The organism is Agromyces sp. NPDC055661 (assembly GCF_053618135.1).
Genome location: NZ_JBSHHC010000002.1, coordinates 953,609 through 977,519, shown reverse-complemented (window position 1 = coordinate 977,519; position 23,911 = coordinate 953,609). Strand labels below are relative to the sequence as shown.

Annotated in this window: 18 protein-coding genes and 1 pseudogene; 8 read left to right on the top strand and 11 right to left on the bottom strand. The window is 71.5% G+C overall.

Annotated features, from left to right (window positions below; translation table 11 throughout):
* Nucleotides 1–64: 64 nt before the first annotated feature.
* Nucleotides 65–1,489: a type I glutamate--ammonia ligase gene (gene glnA, locus ACWGO8_RS18115; protein WP_452044346.1), complete on the bottom strand. Its 1,425-nt coding sequence runs from the start codon at nt 1,487–1,489 to the stop codon at nt 65–67.
* Nucleotides 1,490–1,630: 141 nt separating this feature from the next.
* On the opposite strand from glnA, the gene ACWGO8_RS18110 reads away from it, so the two are divergent.
* Nucleotides 1,631–2,065, top strand: a complete 435-nt coding sequence (locus ACWGO8_RS18110) for an RDD family protein (RefSeq protein ID WP_452044345.1) — start codon at nt 1,631–1,633, stop codon at nt 2,063–2,065.
* Nucleotides 2,066–2,124: 59 nt separating this feature from the next.
* On the opposite strand, the gene ACWGO8_RS18105 is transcribed toward ACWGO8_RS18110, so the two are convergent.
* The 3 genes from ACWGO8_RS18105 to lipB all read right to left on the bottom strand — a co-directional run bounded on the left by ACWGO8_RS18105 (nt 2,125) and on the right by lipB (nt 4,539).
* A complete protein-coding gene (locus ACWGO8_RS18105) occupies nt 2,125–2,838 on the bottom strand; it encodes a DUF4191 domain-containing protein (protein WP_452044344.1) in 714 nt (237 codons plus the stop codon).
* A 73-nt stretch (nt 2,839–2,911) separates the two neighbouring features.
* Entirely contained in the window at nt 2,912–3,901 is a 990-nt protein-coding gene (gene lipA / locus ACWGO8_RS18100) for a lipoyl synthase (protein WP_452044343.1), read from the bottom strand.
* Entirely contained in the window at nt 3,898–4,539 is a 642-nt protein-coding gene (gene lipB / locus ACWGO8_RS18095; RefSeq protein ID WP_452044342.1) for a lipoyl(octanoyl) transferase LipB, read from the bottom strand. The genes lipA and lipB overlap by 4 nt, the downstream gene beginning before the upstream one ends.
* A gap of 124 nt (nt 4,540–4,663) precedes the next feature.
* On the opposite strand from lipB, the gene ACWGO8_RS18090 reads away from it, so the two are divergent.
* A complete protein-coding gene (locus ACWGO8_RS18090) occupies nt 4,664–6,307 on the top strand; it encodes a hypothetical protein (RefSeq protein ID WP_452044341.1) in 1,644 nt (547 codons plus the stop codon).
* On the opposite strand, the pseudogene sucB reads toward ACWGO8_RS18090, so the two are convergent.
* From sucB to ACWGO8_RS18075, 3 genes and pseudogenes are all read right to left on the bottom strand, one after another.
* Nucleotides 6,304–7,716, bottom strand: a pseudogene (gene sucB / locus ACWGO8_RS18085) (2-oxoglutarate dehydrogenase, E2 component, dihydrolipoamide succinyltransferase); the annotation flags it as partial. The gene ACWGO8_RS18090 and the pseudogene sucB overlap by 4 nt on opposite strands.
* Before the next feature lie 28 nt (nt 7,717–7,744).
* Nucleotides 7,745–9,118 (bottom strand): dihydrolipoyl dehydrogenase, encoded by a 1,374-nt coding sequence (gene lpdA / locus ACWGO8_RS18080; protein ID WP_452044340.1) that lies wholly within the window; start codon nt 9,116–9,118, stop codon nt 7,745–7,747.
* Nucleotides 9,119–9,216: 98 nt separating this feature from the next.
* Nucleotides 9,217–10,689: a leucyl aminopeptidase gene (locus ACWGO8_RS18075; RefSeq protein ID WP_452044339.1), complete on the bottom strand. Its 1,473-nt coding sequence runs from the start codon at nt 10,687–10,689 to the stop codon at nt 9,217–9,219.
* Nucleotides 10,690–10,777: 88 nt separating this feature from the next.
* Between ACWGO8_RS18075 and ACWGO8_RS18070 the strand changes: the two genes are divergently transcribed.
* From ACWGO8_RS18070 to ACWGO8_RS18055, 4 genes are all read left to right on the top strand, one after another.
* Nucleotides 10,778–11,704, top strand: coding sequence for a proteasome assembly chaperone family protein (locus tag ACWGO8_RS18070; RefSeq protein ID WP_452044338.1), 927 nt, complete (start codon nt 10,778–10,780; stop codon nt 11,702–11,704).
* A 321-nt stretch (nt 11,705–12,025) separates the two neighbouring features.
* Nucleotides 12,026–13,456, top strand: coding sequence for an RNA polymerase sigma factor (locus ACWGO8_RS18065; RefSeq protein ID WP_452044337.1), 1,431 nt, complete (start codon nt 12,026–12,028; stop codon nt 13,454–13,456).
* A 7-nt stretch (nt 13,457–13,463) separates the two neighbouring features.
* A complete protein-coding gene (locus tag ACWGO8_RS18060) occupies nt 13,464–14,720 on the top strand; it encodes a Mur ligase family protein (protein WP_452044336.1) in 1,257 nt (418 codons plus the stop codon).
* Nucleotides 14,717–15,463 (top strand): type 1 glutamine amidotransferase, encoded by a 747-nt coding sequence (locus tag ACWGO8_RS18055; RefSeq protein ID WP_452044335.1) that lies wholly within the window; start codon nt 14,717–14,719, stop codon nt 15,461–15,463. Before ACWGO8_RS18060 ends, ACWGO8_RS18055 begins: the two co-directional genes overlap by 4 nt.
* An 81-nt stretch (nt 15,464–15,544) precedes the next feature.
* On the opposite strand, the gene ACWGO8_RS18050 is transcribed toward ACWGO8_RS18055, so the two are convergent.
* On the bottom strand, nt 15,545–15,781 hold the full coding sequence (locus ACWGO8_RS18050; protein WP_148735044.1) for a DUF7455 domain-containing protein: 237 nt from the start codon (nt 15,779–15,781) through the stop codon (nt 15,545–15,547).
* Between the two features lie 145 nt (nt 15,782–15,926).
* Here ACWGO8_RS18050 and ACWGO8_RS18045 point away from each other — a divergent pair, with 145 nt between their 5' ends.
* On the top strand, nt 15,927–18,005 hold the full coding sequence (locus tag ACWGO8_RS18045; protein ID WP_452044334.1) for a DNA gyrase/topoisomerase IV subunit B: 2,079 nt from the start codon (nt 15,927–15,929) through the stop codon (nt 18,003–18,005).
* Nucleotides 18,006–18,033: 28 nt separating this feature from the next.
* Here ACWGO8_RS18045 and ACWGO8_RS18040 read toward each other — a convergent pair whose 3' ends face one another.
* Together ACWGO8_RS18040 and ACWGO8_RS18035 are read right to left on the bottom strand one after the other, a co-directional pair.
* Entirely contained in the window at nt 18,034–19,368 is a 1,335-nt protein-coding gene (locus ACWGO8_RS18040; RefSeq protein WP_452044333.1) for an FAD-binding oxidoreductase, read from the bottom strand.
* A 120-nt stretch (nt 19,369–19,488) separates the two neighbouring features.
* Entirely contained in the window at nt 19,489–21,963 is a 2,475-nt protein-coding gene (locus ACWGO8_RS18035) for a DNA gyrase/topoisomerase IV subunit A (protein WP_452044332.1), read from the bottom strand.
* A 75-nt stretch (nt 21,964–22,038) separates the two neighbouring features.
* Here ACWGO8_RS18035 and ACWGO8_RS18030 point away from each other — a divergent pair, with 75 nt between their 5' ends.
* Entirely contained in the window at nt 22,039–23,190 is a 1,152-nt protein-coding gene (locus ACWGO8_RS18030) for an alkaline phosphatase family protein (RefSeq protein WP_452044331.1), read from the top strand.
* 102 nt (nt 23,191–23,292) lie between these two features.
* Here ACWGO8_RS18030 and ACWGO8_RS18025 read toward each other — a convergent pair whose 3' ends face one another.
* Nucleotides 23,293–23,880 carry a DUF3043 domain-containing protein gene (locus ACWGO8_RS18025; RefSeq protein ID WP_376954657.1) on the bottom strand — a complete coding sequence of 196 codons (588 nt, stop codon included), beginning with the start codon at nt 23,878–23,880 and terminating at the stop codon, nt 23,293–23,295.
* Between the last annotated feature and the right edge of the window lie 31 nt (nt 23,881–23,911).

Sequence of the window (23,911 nt, the reverse complement as noted above, 5' to 3'; positions counted from 1 at the left end):
GTCTCAGGTGGCTCCAGATCCTGGGGAGGGGGACCGGAACCGCCGATCAGGGTGTGATTGCGGACTAGACGCCGTAGTAGAGCTCGAACTCGAACGGGTGCGGGCGCTGGGCCAGCGGCTTCAGCTCCTTCTCGCGCTTGTAGTCGATCCAGGTCTCGATGAGCTCCTTGGTAAACACGCCGCCCTCGAGGAGGAAGTCGTGGTCGGCCTCGAGCGCGTCGAGCACGGCGTCGAGCGAACCCGGCACCTGGGGAATCGACTTGGCCTCCTCGGGCGGAAGCTCGTAGAGGTCCTTGTCGACGGGCTCGTGCGGCTCGATGCGGTTCTTGATGCCGTCGAGGCCGGCCATGAGCTGCGCGGCGAACGCGAGGTAGGGGTTGCCCGAGGCATCCGGCGCACGGAACTCGATGCGCTTGGCCTTCGGGTTGGTGCCCGTGATCGGGATGCGGATGGCCGCGGAACGGTTGCCCGCCGAGTAGACGAGGTTGACGGGGGCCTCGAAGCCCGGCACGAGGCGGTGGTAGGAGTTCACCGTCGGGTTGGTGAAGGCGAGCAGCGCCGGGGCGTGACGCAGGATGCCGCCGATGTACCAGCGCGCGATGTCGGAGAGGCCGCCGTAGCCCGCCTCGTCGTAGAACAGGGGCTTGCCCTCGTTCCACAGCGACTGGTGCGTGTGCATGCCCGAGCCGTTGTCGCCGAAGAGGGGCTTCGGCATGAAGGTGGCCGTCTTGCCCCACTCGTCGGCGGTGTTCTTGACGATGTACTTGAACTTCAGGATGTCGTCGGCCGCGTGCACCATCGTGTCGAAGCGGTAGTTGATCTCGGCCTGGCCGCCGGTGCCGACCTCGTGGTGGGCGCGCTCGAGGATGAGCCCCGCCTCGATGAGCTTCAGTGAGATGTCGTCGCGGAGGTCGGCCTGCTTGTCGACCGGGGAGACGGGGAAGTAGCCGCCCTTGTAGGGCGTCTTGTTGCCGAGGTTGCCGCCCTCCTCGGTGCGGCCCGAGTTCCAGGCGCCCTCGTGGGAGTCCACCGAGTAGAAGCTCGCGTTCTGCTTCACCTCGTAGCGCACGTCGTCGAAGATGTAGAACTCCGCCTCGGGCGCGAAGTACGCGGTGTCGGCGATGCCGGTCGACGCGAGGTACTTCTCCGCCTTCTTCGCGACCTGGCGCGGGTCCTTCGCGTAGATCTCGCCGTTGCGCGGGTTGTAGATGTCGAAGATCATGATCAGCGTGCGCTCGGCGCGGAACGGGTCGACGTACGCGGTGGAGACGTCGGGGATGAGCTGCATGTCCGACTCGTGGATGGAGGCGAAGCCGCGGATCGACGATCCGTCGAAGAGCTGGCCGACGGTGAAGAACTCCTCGTCGACGGTCGACGCCGGGATGTTGAAGTGCTGCTGCACGCCCGGGAGGTCGGTGAAGCGGATGTCGAGGAACTTGACATCCGTCTCCTTGATGAACTTGAGCACTTCGGACGAATCACTGAACATGTGTCGGAATCTCCAAGAGGGGGCGAGTGGGACCGGACGGACGTCGACAGCCGTACCTGACGCTAGCGAGTCGCCGTTTCCCGACCGTGACGCGAATGTTTCCGCCATGTTACGCGCAGGAGGGCTCGATAGACTCGTCGGGTGCCTGACGCGAAACCCCGAACCTTCGGCGACCTCGAACCCAGCCGGTGGCCGGGGGAGCGGCTCGGGCTCCCCGATTCCGGCCCAGGATCCGTCGGCCGCGTCGGTCGCCGCATCGCGGCGATCGCGATCGACTGGGCATCGGCGACGCTGATCGCGCTCCTGTTCGCGCCCTACAGCTCGGTGCTGCACTCGTGGTTGACGCTCGCGATCTTCGCGCTCATGCAGGTGCTCTTCATCCCGACGATCGGCGGCAGCGTCGGCCACCGCCTCCTCGGCATGCGCATCGTGCCGATCTCCGGCGGATGGGTCGGATTCTGGCGGCCCGTCGTGCGCACGCTGCTGCTCATCATCGTGATCCCGGCGATCGTGTGGGACTCCGACCAGCGCGGGTTCCACGACAAGGTCGCCGGCACGGTGCTGATCCGGGCCTAGCCCAGGTCAGGCAGAAGCGGCATCCGCCGATGACGGATGCCGCTCGCTGGTGATTCAGGTCAGCGCATCTTGCCGCGCTGGGGCCGGACCTTCATCGGGTCGATGCCCTTCGGGATCGGCAGCGCGGTCTGGAGCGAGTTCAGGCGGTTCGACACCGCGAGCACCTCGGGCTTGGTGAGCGTGCGCTTGGTCTTGCGCATCGTGGCAGCGAGGCGGTGGAGCTCCACGGAGCCCTCCTCGTGGCCGACGGCGATGAGCGTCACGGGGACGTTGGGGAGGATGCGGGTGACCTTGCGCTTCTCCTCGTCGAGCATGCGCTGCGTGCGGCTGACCGGGCCCTCGCTGATGAGCACGACGCCGCCGCGGCCGACCGCGCGGTACACGGCGTCCTGCGTCTTGCCGTTCACGGCGACCGGCATCTCGTTGCCGACCCAGCCGCGGCGCAGGCCGCTGCGGAGGACGGCGCCGACCGCGCCGGGCTGCCCGTCGATCTGCGAGTAGGCGGCGCGCTCGGCACGGCGCCCGAGGATGACCAGGGCGAGCAGGAAGCCCGCGAGCACGCCGGCGACGATCCAGAGCGCGATCGTGAAGCCGTTGCCCTCGCCGAGCCACAGCGCGAGCGCGAGGCCGACGAGCACGGGCGCGAGGAAGCCGAGGAGCATGAGCCACTGCGCGCTCGAGTCGTAGCGGCGGGTCATCTGGAAGACCTGCCACATCTGCTTCATGCGGCCGGGCTCCTTCGGAGCGGACGGCGTGTCCTTCGTGCGTGCCATGGTCTCAAGGATAGCGGCGGCGGACGCCGCCTCCGACCGCGTTCACCGACGGCGGAGGCGGCATCCGGACGCCTCAGCCGACCGCCTGCGCGAAGCCGAGCGACGCGTCCGCGAGGTGGGAGAGCTCCGCGGGCAGCTCGCGGCCCTTCGCGTGCATCGACTGCGCCCAGAGGCGGCCCGCGCGGTACGACGAGCGCACGAGCGGGCCGGCGAGCACGCCGAGGAAGCCGATCTCCTCGGCCTCCTGCTTGAGCTCGACGAACTCCTCGGGCCGCACCCAGCGGTCGACCGGAAGGTGACGCGGGCTCGGGCGCAGGTACTGGGTGATCGTGATGATGTCGGTGCCGGCGTCGTGCAGGTCCTGCAGGGCCTGCGTCACCTCGGCACGCTCCTCGCCCATGCCGAGGATCAGGTTCGACTTCGTGATCAGGCCCGCGTCGCGACCCTGCGTGATCACGTCGAGCGACCGCTCGTAGCGGAACGCCGGGCGGATGCGCTTGAAGATGCGCGGCACCGTCTCGACGTTGTGGGCGAACACCTCGGGACGCGCCGAGAACACCTCGCCGAGGTGCTCGGGGTTGCCCGAGAAGTCGGGGACGAGGATCTCGACGCCCGTGCCGGGCGACTGGCGGTGGATCTCGCGGATCGTCTCCGCGTAGAGCCAGGCGCCCTCGTCGGGCAGGTCGTCGCGGGCGACGCCGGTGACCGTGGAGTAGCGCAGCTGCATCCGCACCACCGACTCCGCGACGCGGCGCGGCTCGTCGATGTCGTAGTCGGCGGGCTTGCCGGTGTCGATCTGGCAGAAGTCGCACCGGCGCGTGCACTGGGAGCCGCCGATGAGGAACGTGGCCTCGCGGTCCTCCCAGCACTCGTAGATGTTCGGGCAGCCCGCCTCCTGGCAGACCGTGTGCAGCTCCTCGCCCTTCACGAGCTGCTGCAGCTGGCGGTATTCGGGTCCCATCTTCGCCCGCGTCTTGATCCACTCGGGCTTGCGCTCGATCGGCGTCTGGGCGTTGCGGACCTCGAGGCGCAGCATCCGGCGCCCCTCGGGTGCGGTGCTCATGCGGCGACCGCCGCCTCGGCCTCGGCCCTGAATCGCCGGGTGATCGGGTCGACCAGGTCTTCGGGCGTGACCTCGCGACCGAGCTCGCGCGAGATGGTCGTCACGCCGGCGTCGCGGATGCCGCAGGCCACGATCTTCTCGTAGGGCTCGAGCGAGTTCGAGCAGTTCAGCGCGAACCCGTGCATCGTGACGCCGTCGGCGACCCGGATGCCGATGGCCGCGATCTTGTTCTCGCGGCCCGGTTCGCCGACCCAGACGCCTGAGCGGCCGTCGACTCGGCGTCCGTCGACGCCGAGCTCGGCGAGCACGTCGATGAGGATGCCCTCGATGCGACGCACGTAGCCGACCACGTCGACCGGCTCGGCGAGCCGGAGGATCGGGTAGCCGACGAGCTGGCCCGGTCCGTGCCACGTGATCTTGCCGCCGCGGTCGACGTCGATGACGGGGGTTCCGTCGGTCGGCCGCTCGTCGGGCGCGGTGCGCTTGCCGGCGGTGTAGACGGAGGGGTGTTCCAGGAGGATGACGGTGTCGGGGCGTTCGCCCCCGACGACCGCGCGATGGACGGCGCGCTGAAGGTCGAGACCCTCGATGTACGGCACGGAGTTGGCGCTTAGCCCCGCGACGACGAAGTCGAGCATGCCGTCCAGTCTAGGCGGGCGGATGCCGCGACTCGTCCTCCCCACGGAGGGCTGCCGGGCCGGCCGGCGCCGGTGCCGTCGCTCGGCGGCGGTCGGCCTCCGGCGGCGCGGAATCCTTGCGTCCATGAGCCGCCGTCCGCTCCGCGAGCACCCGACCGAGCGTCACCCCGAGGCGGACGAACGCGGCCTCGGGGCGGCACCGCTCGACGGCCGGCTCGTGGGCTATCGGCTGATCCGGCGGATCGCGTTGGGGGACCGGGCCGACGTCTACCTCGCGGCCCTCGGGCGATCCGAGGCATCCGATGCCGATGGGGCCGTCGGAGCCGACATGGCCGACTCGACCCGGGTCGCGGCGCACGGCATCCCGTCGCTCGTGGTGCTCCGCGTCTACGGCGCCGAGGCCGACGACGACGCGATCACGCGCGAGCTCGAGGCGATGTCGACGGATGCCGCGGGCGCCCTCCCACGGCTCCACGACGTCGCCACCCTGTCCGACGGCCGCTGCTGCGTGGTCGTCGAGCGGCTGGGCGGCGGTTCGCTCGCCCGGACCCTCTCGAGCCGCACGATCACCACGGGGGAGGCCGTGACGATCCTCGCGCCCGTGGTCGTCGCCGTGGACGACCTCGCCCGGCGCGGATTCGTGCACACGCGACTCGCGGTGAGCGACATCGTCTTCGACGACGGCGGTCGTCCGCGTCTCGTGGGACTCGGCGCGCTGCAGCGCCTGCCCGATCGCGGTGCCGAGCGCACGGCGCTGCGTCGCGTGGCCCACGAGCGCCTCGCCGATCTCGTCGAGGATGTCGCCGCCGCGGTGATGCCGCCGGGCGCGCTCGGCAGCGCCGTCGACCTGATCCGTTCGCGGCTCGTGGTCCGTCCGTTCACGTCGTGCGAGGCCGAGCTCGAGCGGCACCTGTTCGGGCTGGCGACCCCGGAGCCCGTGCGGGAGGTCGCCGCCGCCGCGATGCCGCGTCGGGTGCCCGCTCGGGTCATGTCCCCGATCCTCCCGTCAACGGAAGAGGACCCGGATGCCGACGCGGCGCCGTCGAAGGACGGCGTCGCCGTCGGCGGTGGACTGCGGCGATGGCTCGCGCTCGTCCAGGCGCCAGAGGGCGTCGTCGAGCAGCTCGCCGCCGCAGCCGACGTCGATCGGGTCGCGGATGGCCGGGGTCGGATTGCGGCGCTGGTGCGAAGCCGCGGCCGCGCCATCACGGTCGGGGCGCTCGTCGGGGGAGCCGCACTCGTCCTGATGCTCACCCTCGTGCCGCCGGCGAGCGCGGAGGGAGATGGCGCGTCGAAGACGTCGGGTGCGTCGGCCGGGGAGCGCGCCGTGGAGGAGGGTCCGGCTGCCGAGGCGCAGGCCGAGGAAGCGCCTCCGCCGGAGTCGGCATCAGGGGTTCCGGAGTCGGCCTCCGATGCGTCGGGGTCCGGCGAGGTGGGCGGAACGCCGACCGCTGACGATCCAGTGGCCGCGGCACGCGACCTGCTCGATCGGCGCGCGGCGTGCTTCGCGGCGCTCGACCTGCGCTGCCTGGAGACGGTCGTGCAACCGGGATCTGCGATCGAGGCGTCGGATCGAGCCGCGCTGGCGGCAGCGCGCGAGGGCGAGGCGGAAGCGCCGACGGTGTTCGATCCGGTCACGGTCGAGGTCGTCGCCGAGATGGGCGGCGCGGTGCTGGTGCGAGCTCGGGTCGCCCCCGAACGCGAACCGGCCTCGCTCCTCATGGTGAGGGGCGAGGCCGGCTGGCGCTTGCGAGAGGTGTTCGACTAGATGCCGAGCGACGACTGGAAGTCGCCCTCCTCGAGGCGCTCCTTGACCGCGGTCAGGAAGCGGGCGGCGTCGGCACCGTCGATGATGCGGTGGTCGTACGAGAGCGCCAGGTAGACCATCGAGCGGATCGCGATCGCGTCCTCGCCGTCCTGCTTCACGACGACGGGGCGCTTCACCACGATGCCGGTGCCGAGGATGGCCGACTGCGGCAGGAAGACGACCGGCGTGTCGAACAGCGCACCGCGCGAACCGGTGTTGGTCAGCGTGAACGTGCCGCCCGAGAGCTCGTCGGGCTTCAGCTGGTTGTTGCGGGTGCGGTCGGCGAGGTCGGCGATCTGCGCGGCGAGCTGCGCGATGTCGAGCTCGCCCGCGTCCCGGATGACCGGGGTCAGCAGGCCGCGCTCGGTGTCGACCGCGATGCTCATGTTCTCGGTCGCCGGGTAGACGATGCTCTCGCCGTCGACCGTCGAGTTGACGATCGGGTACGCCTTGAGGGCCTCGGCCGCGGCCATGGCGAAGAACGGCAGGAAGGAGAGCTTGTTGCCCGTCTTCTCCAGGAACTCGCCCTTGGCGCGGTCGCGGAGGCGGGCCACGCGGGTCACGTCGACCTCGACGACGGTCGTCAGCTGCGCGGTCGACGTCATCGAGACGACGGCGCGCTCGGCGACCACCTTGCGCAGGCGGGTCATCGGCACCGTGGTGCCGCGCAGCGGCGACGTCTCGAGCGGCGTGCGGGCCGGTACCGCGGCGGGAGCCTCGGCGGCCGGCGCCTGGCCGGCGGTCAGGACGTCCTGCTTGCGGATGCGGCCGCCGACGCCGGTGCCGGTCACGCTGGCGAGGTCGACGCCCTGCTCGTTGGCGAGCTTGCGCACGATCGGGGTCACGTAGCCGCTGGGGCCGGCGTGGGCGCCCGCGGGCGCGGCCTCGGCTGCCGGAGCGGCAGCCGGTGCCGGAGCGGGCTCAGCAGCGGGGACGGGCGCCGGTGCCGGTGCGGCCTCGGGCGCCGGAGCCGGAGCGGCCGGAGCCGCCTCAGCGGGCGCGGGCGCCGGAGCCGGTGCGGCCGGAGCCGCCTCGGCGGGCGCGGGGGCCGCCTCGGCGGCGGGCGCCGCCTCAGCAGGCGCCGCAGCGCCGGATCCGTCGCCGATCGTGACGAGCGCCGTGCCGACCTCGACGGTCTCGTCCTCCTGGACGAGGATCGCCTCGATCACGCCGGCCACCGGCGACGGGATCTCCGTGTCGACCTTGTCGGTCGACACCTCGAGCAGCGGCTCGTCGACCTCCACACGGTCGCCGACGTTCTTCAGCCATCGGGTGACCGTGCCCTCTGTGACACTCTCACCGAGTGCCGGGAGGCTGACGGATTCGCTCATGCGCTTGTCTCCTTCACAGCGTGTGACGCTTTCTAGCTTATTGCAGTCGTTGTTCGCGGGCGCGGGCTCAGAGCGCGTGCAGCGGCTTGCCGGCGAGCTTGAGGAACGCCTCGCCCAGCGCCTCGTTCTGGGTGGGGTGGGCGTGGATGAACGGGGCGATGTCCTCGGGGTACGCCTCCCAGTTCACGGCCAGCTGGGCCTCCCCGATCAGCTCGCCGACACGGGCGCCGATCATGTGCACGCCGACGACGGGGCCGTCGTTCACGCGCACGACCTTGATCGAGCCGCTCGTCTCGAGGATGTGGCTCTTGCCGTTGCCGGCGAGGTTGTACTCGTACGACGAGACCTGGTCGGCGCCGAACTTCTCGGCGGCGCGGGCCTCGGTGTAGCCGATCGAGGCGACCTCGGGGTCGCAGTACGTGACCTTGGGGATGTTGACGTCCTCGACGACGATCGGGTTGAGCCCGGCGATCTCCTCGGCGACGAAGATGCCCTGCTGGAAGCCGCGGTGCGCGAGCTGCAGGCCCGGGACGATGTCGCCGACCGCGTAGACGCCCGGGAGGTTGGTGGCGAGGCGCTCGTTCGTGATGACGAAGCCGCGGTCCATGGTCACGCCGACCTCTTCGTAGCCGAGGCCCTGCGTCGCGGGGCCGCGGCCGACGGCGACCAGCAGCAGCTCGGCCTCGACGGTCTCGCCGTTCTCGAGCGTCACGACGACGCCCTGGTCGTTCTGCGTGACGCCCTGGAAGCGCACGCCGAGCTTGTACTCGATGCCGCGCTTGCGGAACGCGCGCTCGAGCTGCTTCGAGACCGACTCCTCCTCGTTGGGCACGAGGTGGGGGAGTGCCTCGATGATCGTGACCTCGGCGCCGAACGACTTCCAGACGCTCGCGAACTCGACGCCGATGACGCCGCCGCCGAGCACGGCGACCTTGTTCGGCACGAAGTCGAGCTCGAGCGCCTGCTCGCTCGTGATCACGCGGCCGCCGATCTCGAGGCCGGGCAGCGACCGCGAGTAGGAGCCGGTCGCGAGGATGACGTTCTTGCCGACGATGCGGTCGTCGCCGACCTGCACGGCGTTGGCAGCGACGAGGCGGCCCTCGCCCTCGATCACGGTGATGCCGCGGGCCTTGACGAGGCCCTGGAGGCCCTTGAACTTGCTGGCGACGATGCTCTGGCGGTACTGCGTCACGGCGGGGACGTCGATGCCCTCGAACGTGGAGCGGACGCCGAAGCGGGCCGACTCACGCGAGTGGTCGGCGATCTCGGCGGCGTGCAGCAGCGCCTTCGTCGGGATGCAACCGCGGTGGAGACACGTGCCTCCGAGCTTGTCCTTCTCGATCAGGCCGACGGTGAAGCCCAGCTCGACGGCCCGCAGCGCCGCTGCGTACCCTCCGCTGCCGCCTCCGAGGATGACAATGTCGAAGTTCTGCTCGGACAACCGCAATCTCCCTTGCGCATTCGATCTGCGACACGGACTGACCCCGGTAGGTGATCGGGGGCAGGGTGCTGGGCGACGATCTCGCCCATAGCACCCTACTACCCTTCGGCGAGCTGCTCGCCCAGCTTGACGAGCGTGCGCACGGCGGCTCCGGTGGCCCCGCTGCCGGTGAATCCCCAGGGCCCTCCGGCGTTGTTCGAGGGGCCCGCGATGTCGAGGTGCGCCCACGGGATCCGGTCCTCCGAGCCCTCCCGCGTGCCCACGAACTCGCGCAGGAAGACGCCCGCCAGGAGCATCCCCGGCACGGTCTGCCCGAGCTTGGTGTTGGCGAGGTCGGCGACGTCGGACTTGAGGAGTCCGAGCAGGTCGGCGGGGAGCGGCATGGGCCAGGTGGGCTCGCCGACGGCGTCCGAGGCGGCGCGCACCGTGCCGACGAGCTCGTCGTCGCCCATGAGGCCCGCGATGCGGTGACCGAGCGCCACGACCTGCGCGCCCGTCAGCGTCGCGACGTCGACGATCGCGTCGGGCTGCTCCTCGCTCGCGGCGACGAGTCCGTCGGCCAGCACCAGGCGCCCCTCGGCGTCCGTGTTCAGCACCTCGACCGTCGTGCCGCCGTGGATCCGCAGCACGTCGTTCGGGCGCACGGCCGTGCCCGACGGCAGGTTCTCCGCGAGGCAGAGCCATCCGGTCACGCGCACGGGCACCTGCAGCTCGGCGAGCGCCACGATCGCCGAGAGCACGGCGGCCGCGCCGGCCATGTCGGTCTTCATGCCCACCATCGAGGCCATCGGCTTGATCGACAGCCCGCCCGAGTCGAACGTGATGCCCTTGCCCACGAGCGCGAGGTGCACGGATGCCCCGGCCGGCGCGTACTCGAGGCGCACCAGCCGCGGCCCGCGGCTCGAGCCCTGCCCGACGGCGAGGATCCCGCCGAAGCCGTCGGCGGCGAGCGCCGCCTCGTCCCAGACCTTCGCGGCCACGCCGGCGCCGCTCGCGGCCTCGACGGCGAGCTCGGCGAGGCGAGCGGGGAAGAGCTCGGCGGGTGAGGTGTTGACGAGGTCCTTGGTGCGTGCGACCGCGGCGGCCACGGCGCGCACCCGGTCGAGTCCGACGGCGTCGCCGTCGAGCGCGGTATGCAGCGTGATGTCCTCGACCGGCGTCCTCGGCTTGGCCTTGTACGCGGTGTAGGCGTAGGCGCCGAGCGCCGCGCCCTCCAGGATCGCCGACGCGACCTCGGGGTCGTCGGTCGGGATGGCCACGGCGAGCGTCGCCCCGCCCGTGAGCTGTCGCACGGCACTGCCGGCGGCGAGGCGGAGCGCCGCGGCATCCGCTGCCTCACCCGTGCCGACCACGACGACCAGGCGCGGGCCGCCCTCGGGACCGGGGACCTTGACGACCTCCTCGGCGGTGCCCTTCGCCCCCAGCGCGGTCAGCGCGGCGGGGAGCCACTCGAACCCCTCGACCGAGAGCAGCTCGGCGCCGTCGGCCCCGCTCGTCGCGGCGAGCAGCACGGCATCGGCGCCGGACTCGGCGGCGGGGACGGGGGAGACGGAGAGCACGGGGACGGTCATGCAGCCGATCGTACGTGTTCGCTCTCGGCATCATCCGACGCGCGCGGCGACCGGCGGGCGCCTTCGGGGGCGTCGTTAGGCTGGAGTCATGCGCGATCCACGCTCCCTCTACGAGCGCAATCCCGACGTCCAGGTGCCGCCCGGGCTCCCGCTCATCGCGGGGCTGACCGGGTTCGCCGACGCCGGCTCCGCGGTCGCGCAGACGACGGAGTACCTGCTCACGACCCTCGACACCACCGTGATCGCGACCTTCGACGCCGACGAGCTGCTCGACTACCGCGCGCGGCGCCCCATCATCCTGTTCGAGGGCGACCACCTCGCCGACTACCGTCCGCCGCGGCTGAGCCTCGACCTCGCGCGCGACGAGATCGGCCAGCAGTTCCTCATGCTCACGGGCTACGAGCCCGACTTCCAGTGGGAGCGGTTCGGCGCCGCCGTGCTCGGGCTCATCGACGAGCTCCAGGTGTCGTCGACGACGTGGATCAACTCGATCCCCATGCCGGTGCCGCACACCCGCCCGATCGGCATGACGGTGAGCGGCAACCGCGCCGACCTCATCGAGGCGATGTCGATCTGGCGGCCGACCACCGAGGTGCCCTCGAACGCACTGCACCTCGTGGAGTACCGCCTGCAGCAGGAGGAGCACCCCACGACGGGCTTCGTGCTCCTCGTGCCGCACTATCTCTCCGACGCGGAGTACCCGACGGCGGCGATCGCGGCGCTCGAGGCCATCAGCGCGTCCACGGGCCGGATCTTCCCGACCGACGCGCTGCGCGAGCAGGGCCGGGAGTTCGTCGCGCGCATCGACGAGCAGGTCGCCGAGAACGCCGAGCTCGCGAAGCTCGTCGGCACGCTCGAGGAGCGCCACGACTCCTACATGGAGGGCACGACCCTGCGCTCGCCCCTCACCGACGAAGACGGCGAGCTGCCGTCCGCCGACGAGATCGCGGCCGAGCTCGAGAAGTTCCTCGCCTATCGCCGCACGCGCGACGACGACACGCCGCTCGGGGGCTGAGGCCCCGAGCGCGCCGAGCGCGCGACGCCGCCGCCGGTCGAGGGCGGGAGTTCCGCGGAATCCCGGGCCGCGGGGGAATGCGCCGCGCGTGCCGGGCGTTGCACTCAGCGGGGAGAAGAGCGCGGGCGTCCGCGAGTCGGACGGGCCGTCTGGCTGTATAATGGAGGCAGGACCCGTTCTGGTCCGCGGGTGCGACGTCGTCGCACCGGTTACGCGGACTTGACATGGGTCCTCATAGTGTCCGAAATCGACCGGACCGACAGCACGAGCCGAACGTCCGAGAGGGCACGCGCCGCGCGACGGTAGGAGAGGTTCAAACGAATGGCAACGACGAAGGCTGCGACGTCGGCGAAGAGCGAGGCGGAGAAGCCCGCTGCAACGCGCACGACGGCCGCGAAGTCGACCGCCGCCAAGACGGCCACGAAGGCCACCGCCGCGACGTCAGCGGCGAAGACGAAGGCATCCGCCGCGAAGACCGGCACCACGAAGGCGGCCGCGTCCAAGAGCGCGGCGACCCCGGCGACCAAGAAGCCGCGCACCAGCACGGCCAAGGCCGCCGCGAAGCCCAAGGGCGGGGCGAAGGCCGGCGCCGCGGGTGACGACGAGGACGAGATCGACCCCGAGGACCTCGAGGAGGTCGACGTCGAGGCCGAGGCCGCCGAGGGGACCGCGGACGCGGCATCCGAGGGCGAGGCCGATGCCGAGGGCGCCGGCGACGCCGACGAGGAGGACGCGAAGCCCGCGGTCGCCGTCGAGCCGCACCCCACCGGTGCGCTCGTGCTGCGCGCGGTCGACGACGAGGACGAGGTCCCCGTCTACTCGAGCGCGATCACCGGCGCGACGGCCGACCCGGTCAAGGACTACCTGAAGCAGATCGGCAAGGTCGCGCTCCTGAACGCGGCCGAAGAGGTCGAGCTCGCGATGCGCATCGAGGCCGGCCTGTTCGCCGAGGAGAAGCTGTCGCACATGAGCGACGCCGAGAAGCGCTCGCAGCTCGGCCGCGAGCTGCAGTGGGTCGCGAAGGACGGGCAGCGTGCGAAGAGCCACCTGCTCGGTGCGAACCTGCGCCTCGTGGTCTCGCTCGCGAAGCGCTACACGGGTCGCGGCATGCAGTTCCTCGACCTGATCCAGGAGGGCAACCTCGGCCTCATCCGTGCGGTCGAGAAGTTCGACTACACCAAGGGCTTCAAGTTCTCGACCTACGCGACGTGGTGGATCCGCCAGGCGATCACCCGCGCCATGGCCGACCAGGCCCGCACCATCCGCATCCCGGTGCACATGGTCGAGGTCATCAACAAGCTCGCCCGAGTCCAGCGCCAGATGCTGCAGGACCTGGGCCGCGAGCCCACGCCCGAGGAGCTCTCGAAGGAACTCGACATGACCCCCGAGAAGGTCATCGAGGTGCAGAAGTACGGCCGCGAGCCGATCTCGCTGCACACTCCGCTCGGCGAAGACGGCGACAGCGAGTTCGGCGACCTCATCGAGGACACGGAGGCGGTCGTGCCGGCCGACGCGGTCGGCTTCACGATGCTGCAGAAGCAGCTGGAGTCGCTGCTCGACTCGCTGAGCGAGCGCGAGGCGGGCGTCATCCGCATGCGCTTCGGCCTCGGCGACGGCATGCCGAAGACCCTCGACCAGATCGGCGACACGTTCGGCGTGACGCGCGAGCGCATCCGCCAGATCGAGTCGAAGACGATGGCGAAGCTGCGCCACCCGTCCCGCTCGCAGTCGCTGCGCGACTACCTCGAGTAGGCCGGCGGTGCGCTACGCGCCGGCGATCCTCGTCGGCAGGCTCACCCGATTCGCCGCCCGGCTGCGCAAGCCCGGCGGCGGATCGGCTGTTCCCGGCCTCGTCGTCAACCGCATCGCCCCCGGATACCTGAAGCGCACGCTCTCGGGCTTCCCGCAGGGCCTCGTGGTCGTCTCGGGCTCGAGCGGCAAGTCGACCACCACGAAGATGCTCGTGGCGATCCTGCGCGCGCACGGCGTCGACGTGTTCACGAACCCGTCGACCGCGAACATCAGCCAGGGCTTGACCTCTGCGCTGCTCGAGCGCGCCGACTGGCAGGGCCGCGTGCCCGGCGACGTCGCGGTGCTCGAGATGGACGAGGGTCACGGCGCGGTCGTCATGCAGGGCGTCGACGCGCGCGTCGTCGCGCTCACGAACGTCATGGTCGACCAGATCGACCGCTTCCACGACTCCGAGATGGTCGCCGGCATGCTGGGTCGCATCGCGGCCCGCGCCCACGAGGCCGTCGTCGTGAACGCCGACGACGCCTACCTCGAGCGCCTCGCCGCGGCCACCGACCCCGGGGTCGCCGTGCACCGCTACGGCGTTGCGGCCGAGGTCCTCGAACGCTCGCCGCGCGGTCTCGGCTACACCCGGACGACGCCCGAGCGCCTCGCGCCCGGCGCCGGCGTGGTCGTCGAGTCGGTGAGCGGCGCGTCCGCGGTGCTGCGCGACGGCGCGGCATCCATCGACCTCTCGCTGCCCGCCCGCGGCACGCACTACGCCGTCGACGCGGCCGCCGCCTACGCCACGGCGAAGGCCGTGCTGGGGGAGCGGTTCTCGCCGACGACCGCGGCCGACGCGCTGAGCGCCATCCCGGCCGTCTTCGGTCGCGGCGAGCGCGTGCGTGTGCGCGACCAGGACGTGGAGTTCGTGCTCGTGCAGAACCCCTCGAGTTACCAGCTCAACGTCGACAGCATCGAGCCGGGCACCGAGCAGATCCTCTTCGCGATCGGTTCCGACGTGCGAGACCCTTCCTACTTCTGGCCCACGGATGCCTCGTCGCTCGGCCGTGTGGCGATCGTGAGCGGCTCCAAGGCCCACGAGGCCGCGCTCATGCTCGCCTATGACGGCGTGGAGATCGACCGCGTCGAGCCCGACCTCGGTCGCGCCCTCGACGACTTCCTCGCGGCGCCGGCGCCTGCGACCGGCGTGAAGACGATCGTGTTCTCCGCCGACTCGATGCGCCGTACGCGCGCCCACCTCGGACTCTCGGGAGCGGAATGACCACCCTCACGATCGTGGCGCTCCTGCCCGGGCTGCAGAACACGAACGGCGACGCCGAGAACGCGCACGTGCTCGCCCGTCGCGCGGGCTGGGCCGGACTCGACGCGCGCGTGGTCGCGGTCGAGTCGCGCGACGACCTCCCCGACCGGCTCGACGCAGTGGTGCTCGGGTCCGGCAGCGACTCGTCGCTCGAGGCGAGCCGCACGGCCCTGCTCGCGTTCCACGACGAGCTGCGCACCTGGGGCACCGAGGGCGTCCCGATCCTCGCGATCGGCACCGGGTGGGAGCTGCTGAGCTGGGGCATCGAGCATGCCGACGGGTCGAGCCTCGAGGGCCTCGGCATCCTCCCGGGCCGCGCGGTCCCGCGCAACGGGCGCGTGACCGACGACCTCGTGATCGCATCGCCGCGGTTCGGCCTCCTCGTCGGGTTCGAGAACCACGCGCGCGACTACGTGGGCGCCGAGGGATCGCCGCTCGGGCGCGTGCGCGCCGGCGCCGGCAACGGGCGCGACTCCGGCCAGGAGGGCGTCGTCATGGGCGCCGTGATCGGCACGCACCTCCACGGACCCGTGCTCGCCAAGAACCCCGCCTTCGCGGACCACCTCCTGCGGATCATGGCCGAGCGCGCCGGCGTCACCTACGCCCCGGGCGAGCAGACCGCCGTCGTCGACGCCTACGCGACCGGCGCCCGCGAAGCGCAGCTCGCCGCGGCACGGGTCGCGGCATCCGTCGCCGACGCCTGAGCGAGCCACCCGCTCGGCGGGCAGGACCCGCAGACGACGAACGCCCCGGCCGGAGCCGGGGCGTTCACGTCGTTTCGGTCGTCAGTCGCGGTCGTCGACGAGGAGTCGGCTCGACTCGTCGTGCCAGCTGTGCGCGATCTGCGAGAGCTTCTCCTGGTGCTTGCGGCCGTGGTGGGCGCAGAACAGGAGCTCGCCGCTTGCGACGACGACACGGATGTAGGCCTGCGCACCGCAGGCGTCGCAGCGGTCGAGCGCGGTGAGCTCGTAGGGGGTGTCGAGTTCGTCGACCGCACCGGGGCTGTCGGTGTACTGCGTCATGGCTCCTCCTCCTGGCTCACGATCGATGTTCCGTCCATCAATGAAAACACGGGCCGGACCCGGTTCCTTCCGTTGGTCGCCGCATTTCGCTGTGCGCGTAGCGCCTGCGCGGCGGTGTCCGCGGGCGACAGTAGAGTGATCCGACGTGAGCTCCGACTATTCCGCCCGCCACCTCTCCGTCCTCGAGGGCCTCGAGGCGGTGCGCAAGCGACCCGGCATGTACATCGGGTCGACCGACTCGCGCGGACTCATGCACTGCCTCTGGGAGATCATCGACAACTCGGTCGACGAGGCCCTCGCCGGGCACGGCAGCGAGATCGGCGTGCTGCTGCACCCCGACGGCAGCGTCGAGGTGCGCGACCGCGCCCGCGGCATCCCCGTCGACATCGAGCCGAAGACGGGCCTGACGGGCGTCGAGGTCGTGTTCACCAAACTCCACGCCGGCGGCAAGTTCGGCTCAGGCTCGTACGCAGCCTCGGGCGGCCTGCACGGCGTCGGCGCGTCGGTCGTGAACGCCCTGTCCGAGCGCCTCGACGTCGAGGTCGACCGCGACGGCAAGACGTGGGCCATGTCGTTCCACCGCGGCGAGCCGGGCGTGTTCGCCGACCGAGGGGCGCCGAGTCCCGACGCCGCGTTCACGCCGTTCGAGGAGCGCAGCGAGCTGCGGATCGTCGGCAAGGTCGCCAAGGGCATCACCGGCACGCGCATCCGCTACTGGGCCGACCGGCAGATCTTCACGAAGGGCGCCGAGTTCCAGACCGACGAGCTGCTCGGGCGCGCCCGCCAGACCGCCTTCCTCGTGCCGGGCCTCGCGATCGACGTCACCGACGAGCGCGGCGCCGAGCCGCACACCACGTCATTCCAGTTCGAGGGCGGCATCTCCGAGTTCGCCGAGCACCTGGCGACGGATGCCCCGCTCACCGACATCTGGCGCATCACGGGGTCGGGCGGGTTCACCGAGACCGTGCCCGTGCTCACCGACGGCGGTGCGATGGCGCCGACCGAGCTCCAGCGCGAGTGCCAGGTCGACATCGCCCTGCGGTGGGGCACCGGCTACGAGACCATCGTGAAGTCCTTCGTCAACATCATCGCCACGCCGAAGGGCGGCACCCACCAGACCGGGTTCGACCAGGGGCTCCTCCGGTTCCTGCGCCAGCAGGTCGAGCAGAACGCCCGGCGCCTCAAGGCCGGGAACGACAAGCTCGAGAAGGACGACGTGCTCGCCGGCCTCACCGCGGTCATCACCGTGCGCCTGCCCGAGCCGCAGTTCGAGGGGCAGACGAAGGAGGTGCTCGGCACGCCGGCCGTGCGCGCCATCGTGGCCAACGTGCTGACGAAGGAGCTCGGCACGCGGTTCGCCTCGACGAAGCGCGACGACAAGGCGCAGTCCGCGCTGCTGCTCGACAAGGTCGTCGCCGAGATGAAGTCGCGCATCTCCGCTCGTGCGCACAAGGAGACCCAGCGGCGCAAGAACGCGCTCGAGAGCTCGTCGCTGCCGGCGAAGCTCGTCGACTGCCGCTCCAGCGACGTCGCACACAGCGAGCTGTTCATCGTCGAGGGCGACTCGGCGCTCGGCACCGCCAAGCTCGCGCGCGACAGCGAGCACCAGGCGCTGCTGCCGATCCGCGGCAAGATCCTCAACGTGCAGAAGGCGAGCGTGTCCGACATGCTCGGCAATGCCGAGTGCGCGTCGATCATCCAGGTCATCGGCGCCGGGTCGGGTCGCAGCTTCGACCTCGCGTCGGCCCGCTACGGCAAGGTCATCATCATGAGCGACGCCGACGTCGACGGCGCGCACATCCGCACGCTGCTGCTCACGCTCTTCTTCCGGTACATGCGGCCGATGATCGAGGAGGGCCGCGTGTTCGCGGCGGTCCCGCCGCTGCACCGCGTGGTGGTGATGAACCCGGGCACGAAGCCGAACGAGACGATCTACACGTACTCCGAGGCCGAGCTCCAGGGCGTGCTCGCGCAACTGAAGAAGCAGGGGCGCCGCTACCAGGACCCGATCCAGCGCTACAAGGGCCTCGGCGAGATGGACGCCGACCAGCTCGCGACGACGACCATGGACAAGCGGCACCGCACGCTCCGCCGCGTCGGCCTCGGCGACGCCGAGAACGCCGGGCGCGTGTTCGAACTGCTCATGGGCAACGACGTGGCGCCGCGCAAGGAGTTCATCATCGACAGCTCCGACGCGCTCGAGCGCGACCGCATCGACGCCTGACGCTCAGCCGACCGACGGCGCCTGAGGCTCAGCCGGCCGACGGCCGGATGTTCTGGTTGAGGTGGAACACGTTGTCGGGGTCGAACTCGTCCTTCACCGCGGTGAGCCGGGCGAGCTTCTCGTCGGAGTAGGCGCGCCGGAGGCCCGCGACCCCGTCGTCGCCGAGCACGTTGACGTACGCGCCGCTCGCGAACCGGTCCATGGTCCCCGCGTACCGACGTGCGGCCGCCATGCGCGCCTCGTCCTCCGCGGCGTCCTTCCAGAGCGACGCGGCGACGAACTCGAACGCCGCATCCCGTCGTGAGAACGCGGTCGCCTCGTCGGGCACGTCCGCGATCGCGCCGCCGTAGGCTTGCAGGCTCACGTTCGGCAGGTCGGCCGCGTCGCGTGCGAGCACCGCGTCGATGACCTCGTCGCCGAGCACGGCGAAGTAGTGGCCCTTCCAGTACCGCCGCCAGGTGTAGCCCTTGACGTCGTCCTCGCGGGTCTGGAGCTCGAGGTAGGACATCGGCTCCACCACTCGGCTCGTGGGTTCCGCCACCGCCGTGAGCTGGGCGTCGAGCTCCGCGATCACGGCGGCTCCCGTCTCGGGATCGCCGACCCAGACGAGCCCGAGCGCGACATCCTGGCCGCCGATCGTCGCGGAGAACGTCGCCTCCCGCGGCGCGGTGGCGCTGAGGTCGCGCCAGCGCCGCATCGGCGCGCCCGCCTGATCGGCCGGGTAGTGGAACTCCGCCGAGATCGCCCGGCCCGGTTCCGGGTGGAGCGCGAACTCGAACTCGGTCACGACGCCGAAGTTCCCGCCCCCGCCGCGCAGCGCCCAGTACAGCTCGGGATGCTCGTCGGCGCTCGCGCGGATGATCGAGCCGTCGGCCGTCACGACCTCGAACGAGACGACGTTGTCGCACGACAGGCCGTGCCGTCGCGCCAGCCACCCCATGCCGCCGCCGAGCGTGAGTCCGCCGACCCCGGTGTGCGACACGTTGCCGGCCGTCGTCGCGAGCCCGTGCTCCTGCGCCGCCACGTCCAGCGCGCCGAGGAGGGCTCCGCCCTGCACGCGCGCGCGACGCGTCATGGGGTCGACCACCACTCCGCCCATCGGGCGGAGGTCGAGCATCAGGCCGCCGTCGGGCACGGCGTGGCCGACGATGCCGTGACCGCCGCAGCGGATCCCGACCTCGAGGTCGTGGTCGCGCGCGTACCGCAGGGCTGCGGCGACGTCAGCGGCGTCGGAGCACCGCACGACGAACCTCGGATGCCGGTCGACCATGGCGTTCCACACCGTCCGCGCCTCGTCGTACCCGTCGTCGCCCGGTGCGAGCACCTGCCCGCCGACCGTCTGCTCCAGCACCGCACGCGTCATCGCCGCCCCCAGCCGTCCTCGACCGGATGCCGCGGGCGATCCCGCACCGCGCCGGCCACCGCCGAATATGCCGGTCGCGGTCCACGGCGTCAAGGGCGAGTCGCCCGGTCGGGGTACCGCTCAGCCGATGCGTCGACCCACCGCGGCCACCACGGCCTCGAGGGCCTGGCCCGACCCGTCGCGCTTCGCGCCGCCGTCGGGCAGTTGCCGGGCGGACCCGTCGGCGGCGACCGCGAGCGCGGGGGAGGAGCCGACCCACGCGAGGTGCAGGGCGTCCTCGCCCTTCAGGAACCGCTGCGCCCGCACGCCGCCGGTGGCGCGACCCTTGGCCGGGAACTCCGTGAACGGGCTCACCTTCGCGCTGCCGGGGTCCGTGCCGAGCAGCGTCTCGTTGCTCGCGGCGATCGTGACGACCACCGCGCCGGCCGCGGCATCCGCCGGCACGCTCGTGAAGTGCACGACGTGCGCACCCGAGGTCAGGTTGATGCCGGCCATGCCGCCGGCCGGGCAGCCCTGCGGGCGCACGGATGCCGCGGGGAACCGCAGCAGCTGGGCGTCGGAGGCCACGAACACGAGCTCGTCGGTCTCGTCGCCCTGCACGGCGCCCACGACCTCGTCGCCGGCCTTGAGGCCGATGACCTCGAAGTCGGGCTTGTTGGGATACGCGTTGGTCGCGACGCGCTTCACGACGCCCTGCTTCGTGCCGAGCGCGATCGAGCGGTCGCCGTCGAGCGCCACGAGCGCGAGCACCTTCTCGTCGCGGTTCGGCAGCGCGAGGTAGTCGCCCACCCGCACGCCGGCGCCGAGCTGCACCGAGGTCGGCGGCAGCATCGGTAGGTCGACGGGGGTGAACCGGATGAGCCGGCCGAGGCTCGTGACCGCGCCGATCTCGGCGCGGCTCGTGGTGTCGAGCGTCGAGCGGATCGCGTCGTGCTTGCTGCGGCGCGCGGGCTGCGTGATCGTGGGCCGGCCGTCGGGCCCCTCGGGCAGGTCGACGCGGGCGATGCGACCCGTCGCGCTGAGGAACACGCGGCACGCGACATCCGCCACCTCGAGGTCGGCGGCGGCGTGCTTCGCGCGCGTGCCGGCGATGCTGGGTCGCGCGTCGGTGAGCAGCGTGCGCCGAGGAGTGCCGTAGCGCTCGGCGATCTCGGCGAGCTCGTCGGACACGAGCGCCTCGATGCGGTGCCGGCTCGCGAGCAGGGCCTCGAGCTCCTCGATCTCGGCACGCAGCTTGTCGCGCTCGGCCTCGAGCTCGAGTCGCGAGAACTTCGTGAGCCGGCGCAGGCGCAGTTCGAGGATGTACTCGGCCTGCACCTGGCTGAGGTCGAACACGTCCATCAGGCGGGTGCGGGCCTGGTCGGCCTCGTCGCTCGTGCGGATGACCTGGATGACCTCGTCGATGTCGAGGATCGCGATGAGCAGGCCCTCGACGAGGTGCAGGCGCTCCCTGCGGCGGGCCAGGCGGAACTGCGACCGCCGCGTGACCACCTCGATGCGATGCGCGACGTACACCTGCAGGAGCTCGCGCAGGCCGAGCGTCTGCGGGCCGCCGTCGACGAGCGCGACGTTGTTGATGTTGAACGAGTCCTCGAGCGGCGTCAGGCGGTAGAGCTGCTCGAGCACGGCCTCGGGGCTGAAGCCCGTCTTGATGCCGATGACCAGGCGCAGGCCGTTCGTGCGGTCGGTGAGGTCGGTGACGTCGGAGATGCCGCTGATCTTCTTGGCGTTGACGCCGTCCTTGATCTTCTCGATGACCTTCTCGGGGCCGACGAGGTAGGGCAGCTCGGTGACCACGAGCCCGGTCTTGCGCGCGGTGATGCTCTCGACGCTGACCTTCGCGCGGGTCTTGAAGCTGCCGCGGCCCGTCGCGTACGCGTCCTTGATGCCGGCGAGGCCCACGATCGTGCCGCCGGTGGGCAGGTCGGGCCCGGGCACGTACTCCATCAGCTCGTCGAGCGTCGCGTTCGGGTGGGCGATGAGGTGCCGTGCGGCCGCGACCACCTCGATGAGGTTGTGCGGCGCCATGTTCGTGGCCATGCCGACCGCGATGCCGCTCGCGCCGTTGACGAGCAGGTTCGGGTAGGCCGCGGGCAGCACCTCGGGCTGGGTCAGCTGGTTGTCGTAGTTCGGCACGAAGTCGACGACGTCCTCGTCGAGCCCCTCGGTCATCGCGAGGGCGGGGGAGGCGAGGCGGGCCTCGGTGTACCGCGGCGCGGCCGGGCCGTCGTCGAGCGAGCCGAAGTTGCCGTGGCCGTCGACGAGTGGCACGCGGAGCGTGAACGACTGCGCCATGCGCACGAGTGCGTCGTAGATGGCGGTGTCGCCGTGCGGGTGCAGCTTGCCCATGACCTCGCCGACGACGCGCGCCGACTTCACGTGGCCGCGATCGGGGCGCAGGCCCATCTCGACCATCTGGTACAGGATGCGACGCTGCACGGGCTTCAGGCCGTCGCGCGCGTCGGGGAGGGCCCGCGAGTAGATGACCGAGTAGGCGTACTCGAGGAAGGAGCCCTGCATCTCGGTGGCGACGTCGACGTCTTCGATGCGTTCGACGATCGGCTCGTCGGCGGGCGGGTTCTTGGCTCGGGTCATCCGTGGTCTCTGGTGCTGGCGTGCGGTGCACGCGGGGGAACGGGGGCGCGCCCGGCCTGTGCCAGACTGGGCGCGATGCCTGCCATGCTACCGGTGCCCGCCGTCACCGTTCCGCGGCTTGCCGGGGTCCTCGCGAGTTCGCTGGCGAGCCTGCAGGGCGTGCAGAACGGGTTCAAGCTGCCCGCGGCATCCGGTGCGGTCATCGTGCTCGTCGACGGCCTCGGCGCAAGCAACCTGCAGGCGCGCGCCGGTCACGCCCGGTTCCTCAGCACGCGGATGTCGCGGCGCGACGTGATCCGCACGGTGCTGCCCTCGACGACGGCCGCCGCCCTCGCGAGCTTCACGACCGGGCGGATGCCGGGGGAGCACGGCCTCGTCGGCTACAAGGTGCTCGACGCGTCGCACGACCGCCTCGTGAACCAGCTCAACGGCTGGGACGCCGGCATGATGCCCGAGACGTGGCAGCGCTCCGAGACGCTCTTCGAGTCCGCGACAGCCGACGGCGTGCCGACGTTCGCGATCGGCGCCGCGCGCTACGCGGACTCCGGCTACACGCGGGCGGTGCTGCGCGGGGCCGAGTTCCGCGCCGCGGCATCCGTGCCCGATCGCTTCGCGATGGCGCAGTCGGTGCTCGAGCAGCACCCGGGCGCCCTCGTCTACCTCTACGTGCCCGAGCTCGACCAGGCCGCGCACGCCCACGGGTGGGAGTCCGACCGCTGGCTCGGCCTCCTCGAGCAGCTCGACGCCGAGGTCGCCGCGTTCGAGCGACGGATGCCGCGTCGCACGGGCCTGCTCGTCACCGCCGACCACGGCGTGGTCGACGTGCCCGCCCACCGGCACGTGTTCGTCGACGCCCGGCCCGACCTCCTCGACGGCATCCGCCACGTCGGCGGGGAGCCGCGATTCCTCTCGCTCTATGCCGAGCCGGGGCTCGACGACGCGGCGCGCGCGCAGCTCGTCGAGGGCTGGCGGTCCGCCGAGGGCCACCGCGCCTGGGTGCTCGGTCGCGACGAGGCGATCGAGTCGGGGCTCTACGGCCCGACGGTCGCCGACGAGGTGCGGAGCCGGATCGGCGACGTGCTCATCGCGGCGCGATCGGGGATCGCCTACTACGACCGGCGCGAGCCGAACCGGCAGGCCGAGCTCATGGTCGGGCAGCACGGCTCGCTCACCGACGAGGAGACCCGGGTCCCGCTCATCCGGGCGGGGGCGTACGCCCGCAAGTAGCGGCAGTGCGGCGCGTCAGGGCGCCCGGACGCGCCTCCGCGGCATCCGTCGCCGATCGACCCGATCGCGAGCCGAACCCGGATCAGGACCGCCGGACGGGGGTCAGGACGGGTACTGGCCCCGCTTGACCTGCGGCTTCGGCAAGCGCAGCGGACGCAGCTGCAGCGCGCGCATCGCGGCGTACCAGCGGACCTTCTCGGCCTTGCCGGCGCCGAACTTGGCGTTGATCTTGCGGGTCAGGATCGTGCCCAGGATGATCACGTCGATCACGGACACGAGGAAGAAGCCCCACAGCGCGAAGATGCCGATGGTCTGCACCTCGTAGCTCGGGATCAGCGTGAGCACGATGACGAGGAACATCACCGGGATCAGGATCTCGCCGATGCTGAACCGCGCGTCGACGTAGTCGCGCACGAACTTCTTCTGCGGACCGCGGTCGCGTGCGGGCAGGTACTTGTCGTCGCCCATCGCCATGCCGACACGGGCCCGCTCACGGGCCTCGGTCTGCTTCGCGCGCGCCTGCTTCGCCGCCTCCTTGCGGTCGTCGGGCACGAGCGGGCGCTTGCGCGCGGCCTCCTGGGCCGCACGGCTCGGAGTGGGCGTTCCCTTGCCGACCTTGGGGGTCGACTCGGATGCCGCGTTGTCGGCGCCGGCTTCGGGCGCGGGGGAATTGGTGGAGTTCTTGGCCACGGGAGTCCTCGGATCGGTTCCCTTAAGATTA

Excerpts from the sequence above, each read along its gene's own strand:
- lipA (WP_452044343.1), bottom strand. The coding sequence starts at position 3,901 with ATGAGCACCGCACCCGAGGGGCGCCGGATGCTGCGCCTCGAGGTCCGC.
- ACWGO8_RS18035 (WP_452044332.1), bottom strand. The coding sequence starts at position 21,963 with ATGACCCGAGCCAAGAACCCGCCCGCCGACGAGCCGATCGTCGAACGC.
- ACWGO8_RS18105 (WP_452044344.1), bottom strand. The coding sequence starts at position 2,838 with ATGGCACGCACGAAGGACACGCCGTCCGCTCCGAAGGAGCCCGGCCGC.
- ACWGO8_RS18030 (WP_452044331.1), top strand. The coding sequence starts at position 22,039 with ATGCCTGCCATGCTACCGGTGCCCGCCGTCACCGTTCCGCGGCTTGCC.
- ACWGO8_RS18050 (WP_148735044.1), bottom strand. The coding sequence starts at position 15,781 with ATGACGCAGTACACCGACAGCCCCGGTGCGGTCGACGAACTCGACACC.
- glnA (WP_452044346.1), bottom strand. The coding sequence starts at position 1,489 with ATGTTCAGTGATTCGTCCGAAGTGCTCAAGTTCATCAAGGAGACGGAT.
- ACWGO8_RS18070 (WP_452044338.1), top strand. The coding sequence starts at position 10,778 with ATGCGCGATCCACGCTCCCTCTACGAGCGCAATCCCGACGTCCAGGTG.
- ACWGO8_RS18040 (WP_452044333.1), bottom strand. The coding sequence starts at position 19,368 with ATGACGCGTGCGGTGCTGGAGCAGACGGTCGGCGGGCAGGTGCTCGCA.
- ACWGO8_RS18090 (WP_452044341.1), top strand. The coding sequence starts at position 4,664 with ATGAGCCGCCGTCCGCTCCGCGAGCACCCGACCGAGCGTCACCCCGAG.
- ACWGO8_RS18055 (WP_452044335.1), top strand. The coding sequence starts at position 14,717 with ATGACCACCCTCACGATCGTGGCGCTCCTGCCCGGGCTGCAGAACACG.
- ACWGO8_RS18075 (WP_452044339.1), bottom strand. The coding sequence starts at position 10,689 with ATGACCGTCCCCGTGCTCTCCGTCTCCCCCGTCCCCGCCGCCGAGTCC.
- lipB (WP_452044342.1), bottom strand. The coding sequence starts at position 4,539 with ATGCTCGACTTCGTCGTCGCGGGGCTAAGCGCCAACTCCGTGCCGTAC.
- ACWGO8_RS18065 (WP_452044337.1), top strand. The coding sequence starts at position 12,026 with ATGGCAACGACGAAGGCTGCGACGTCGGCGAAGAGCGAGGCGGAGAAG.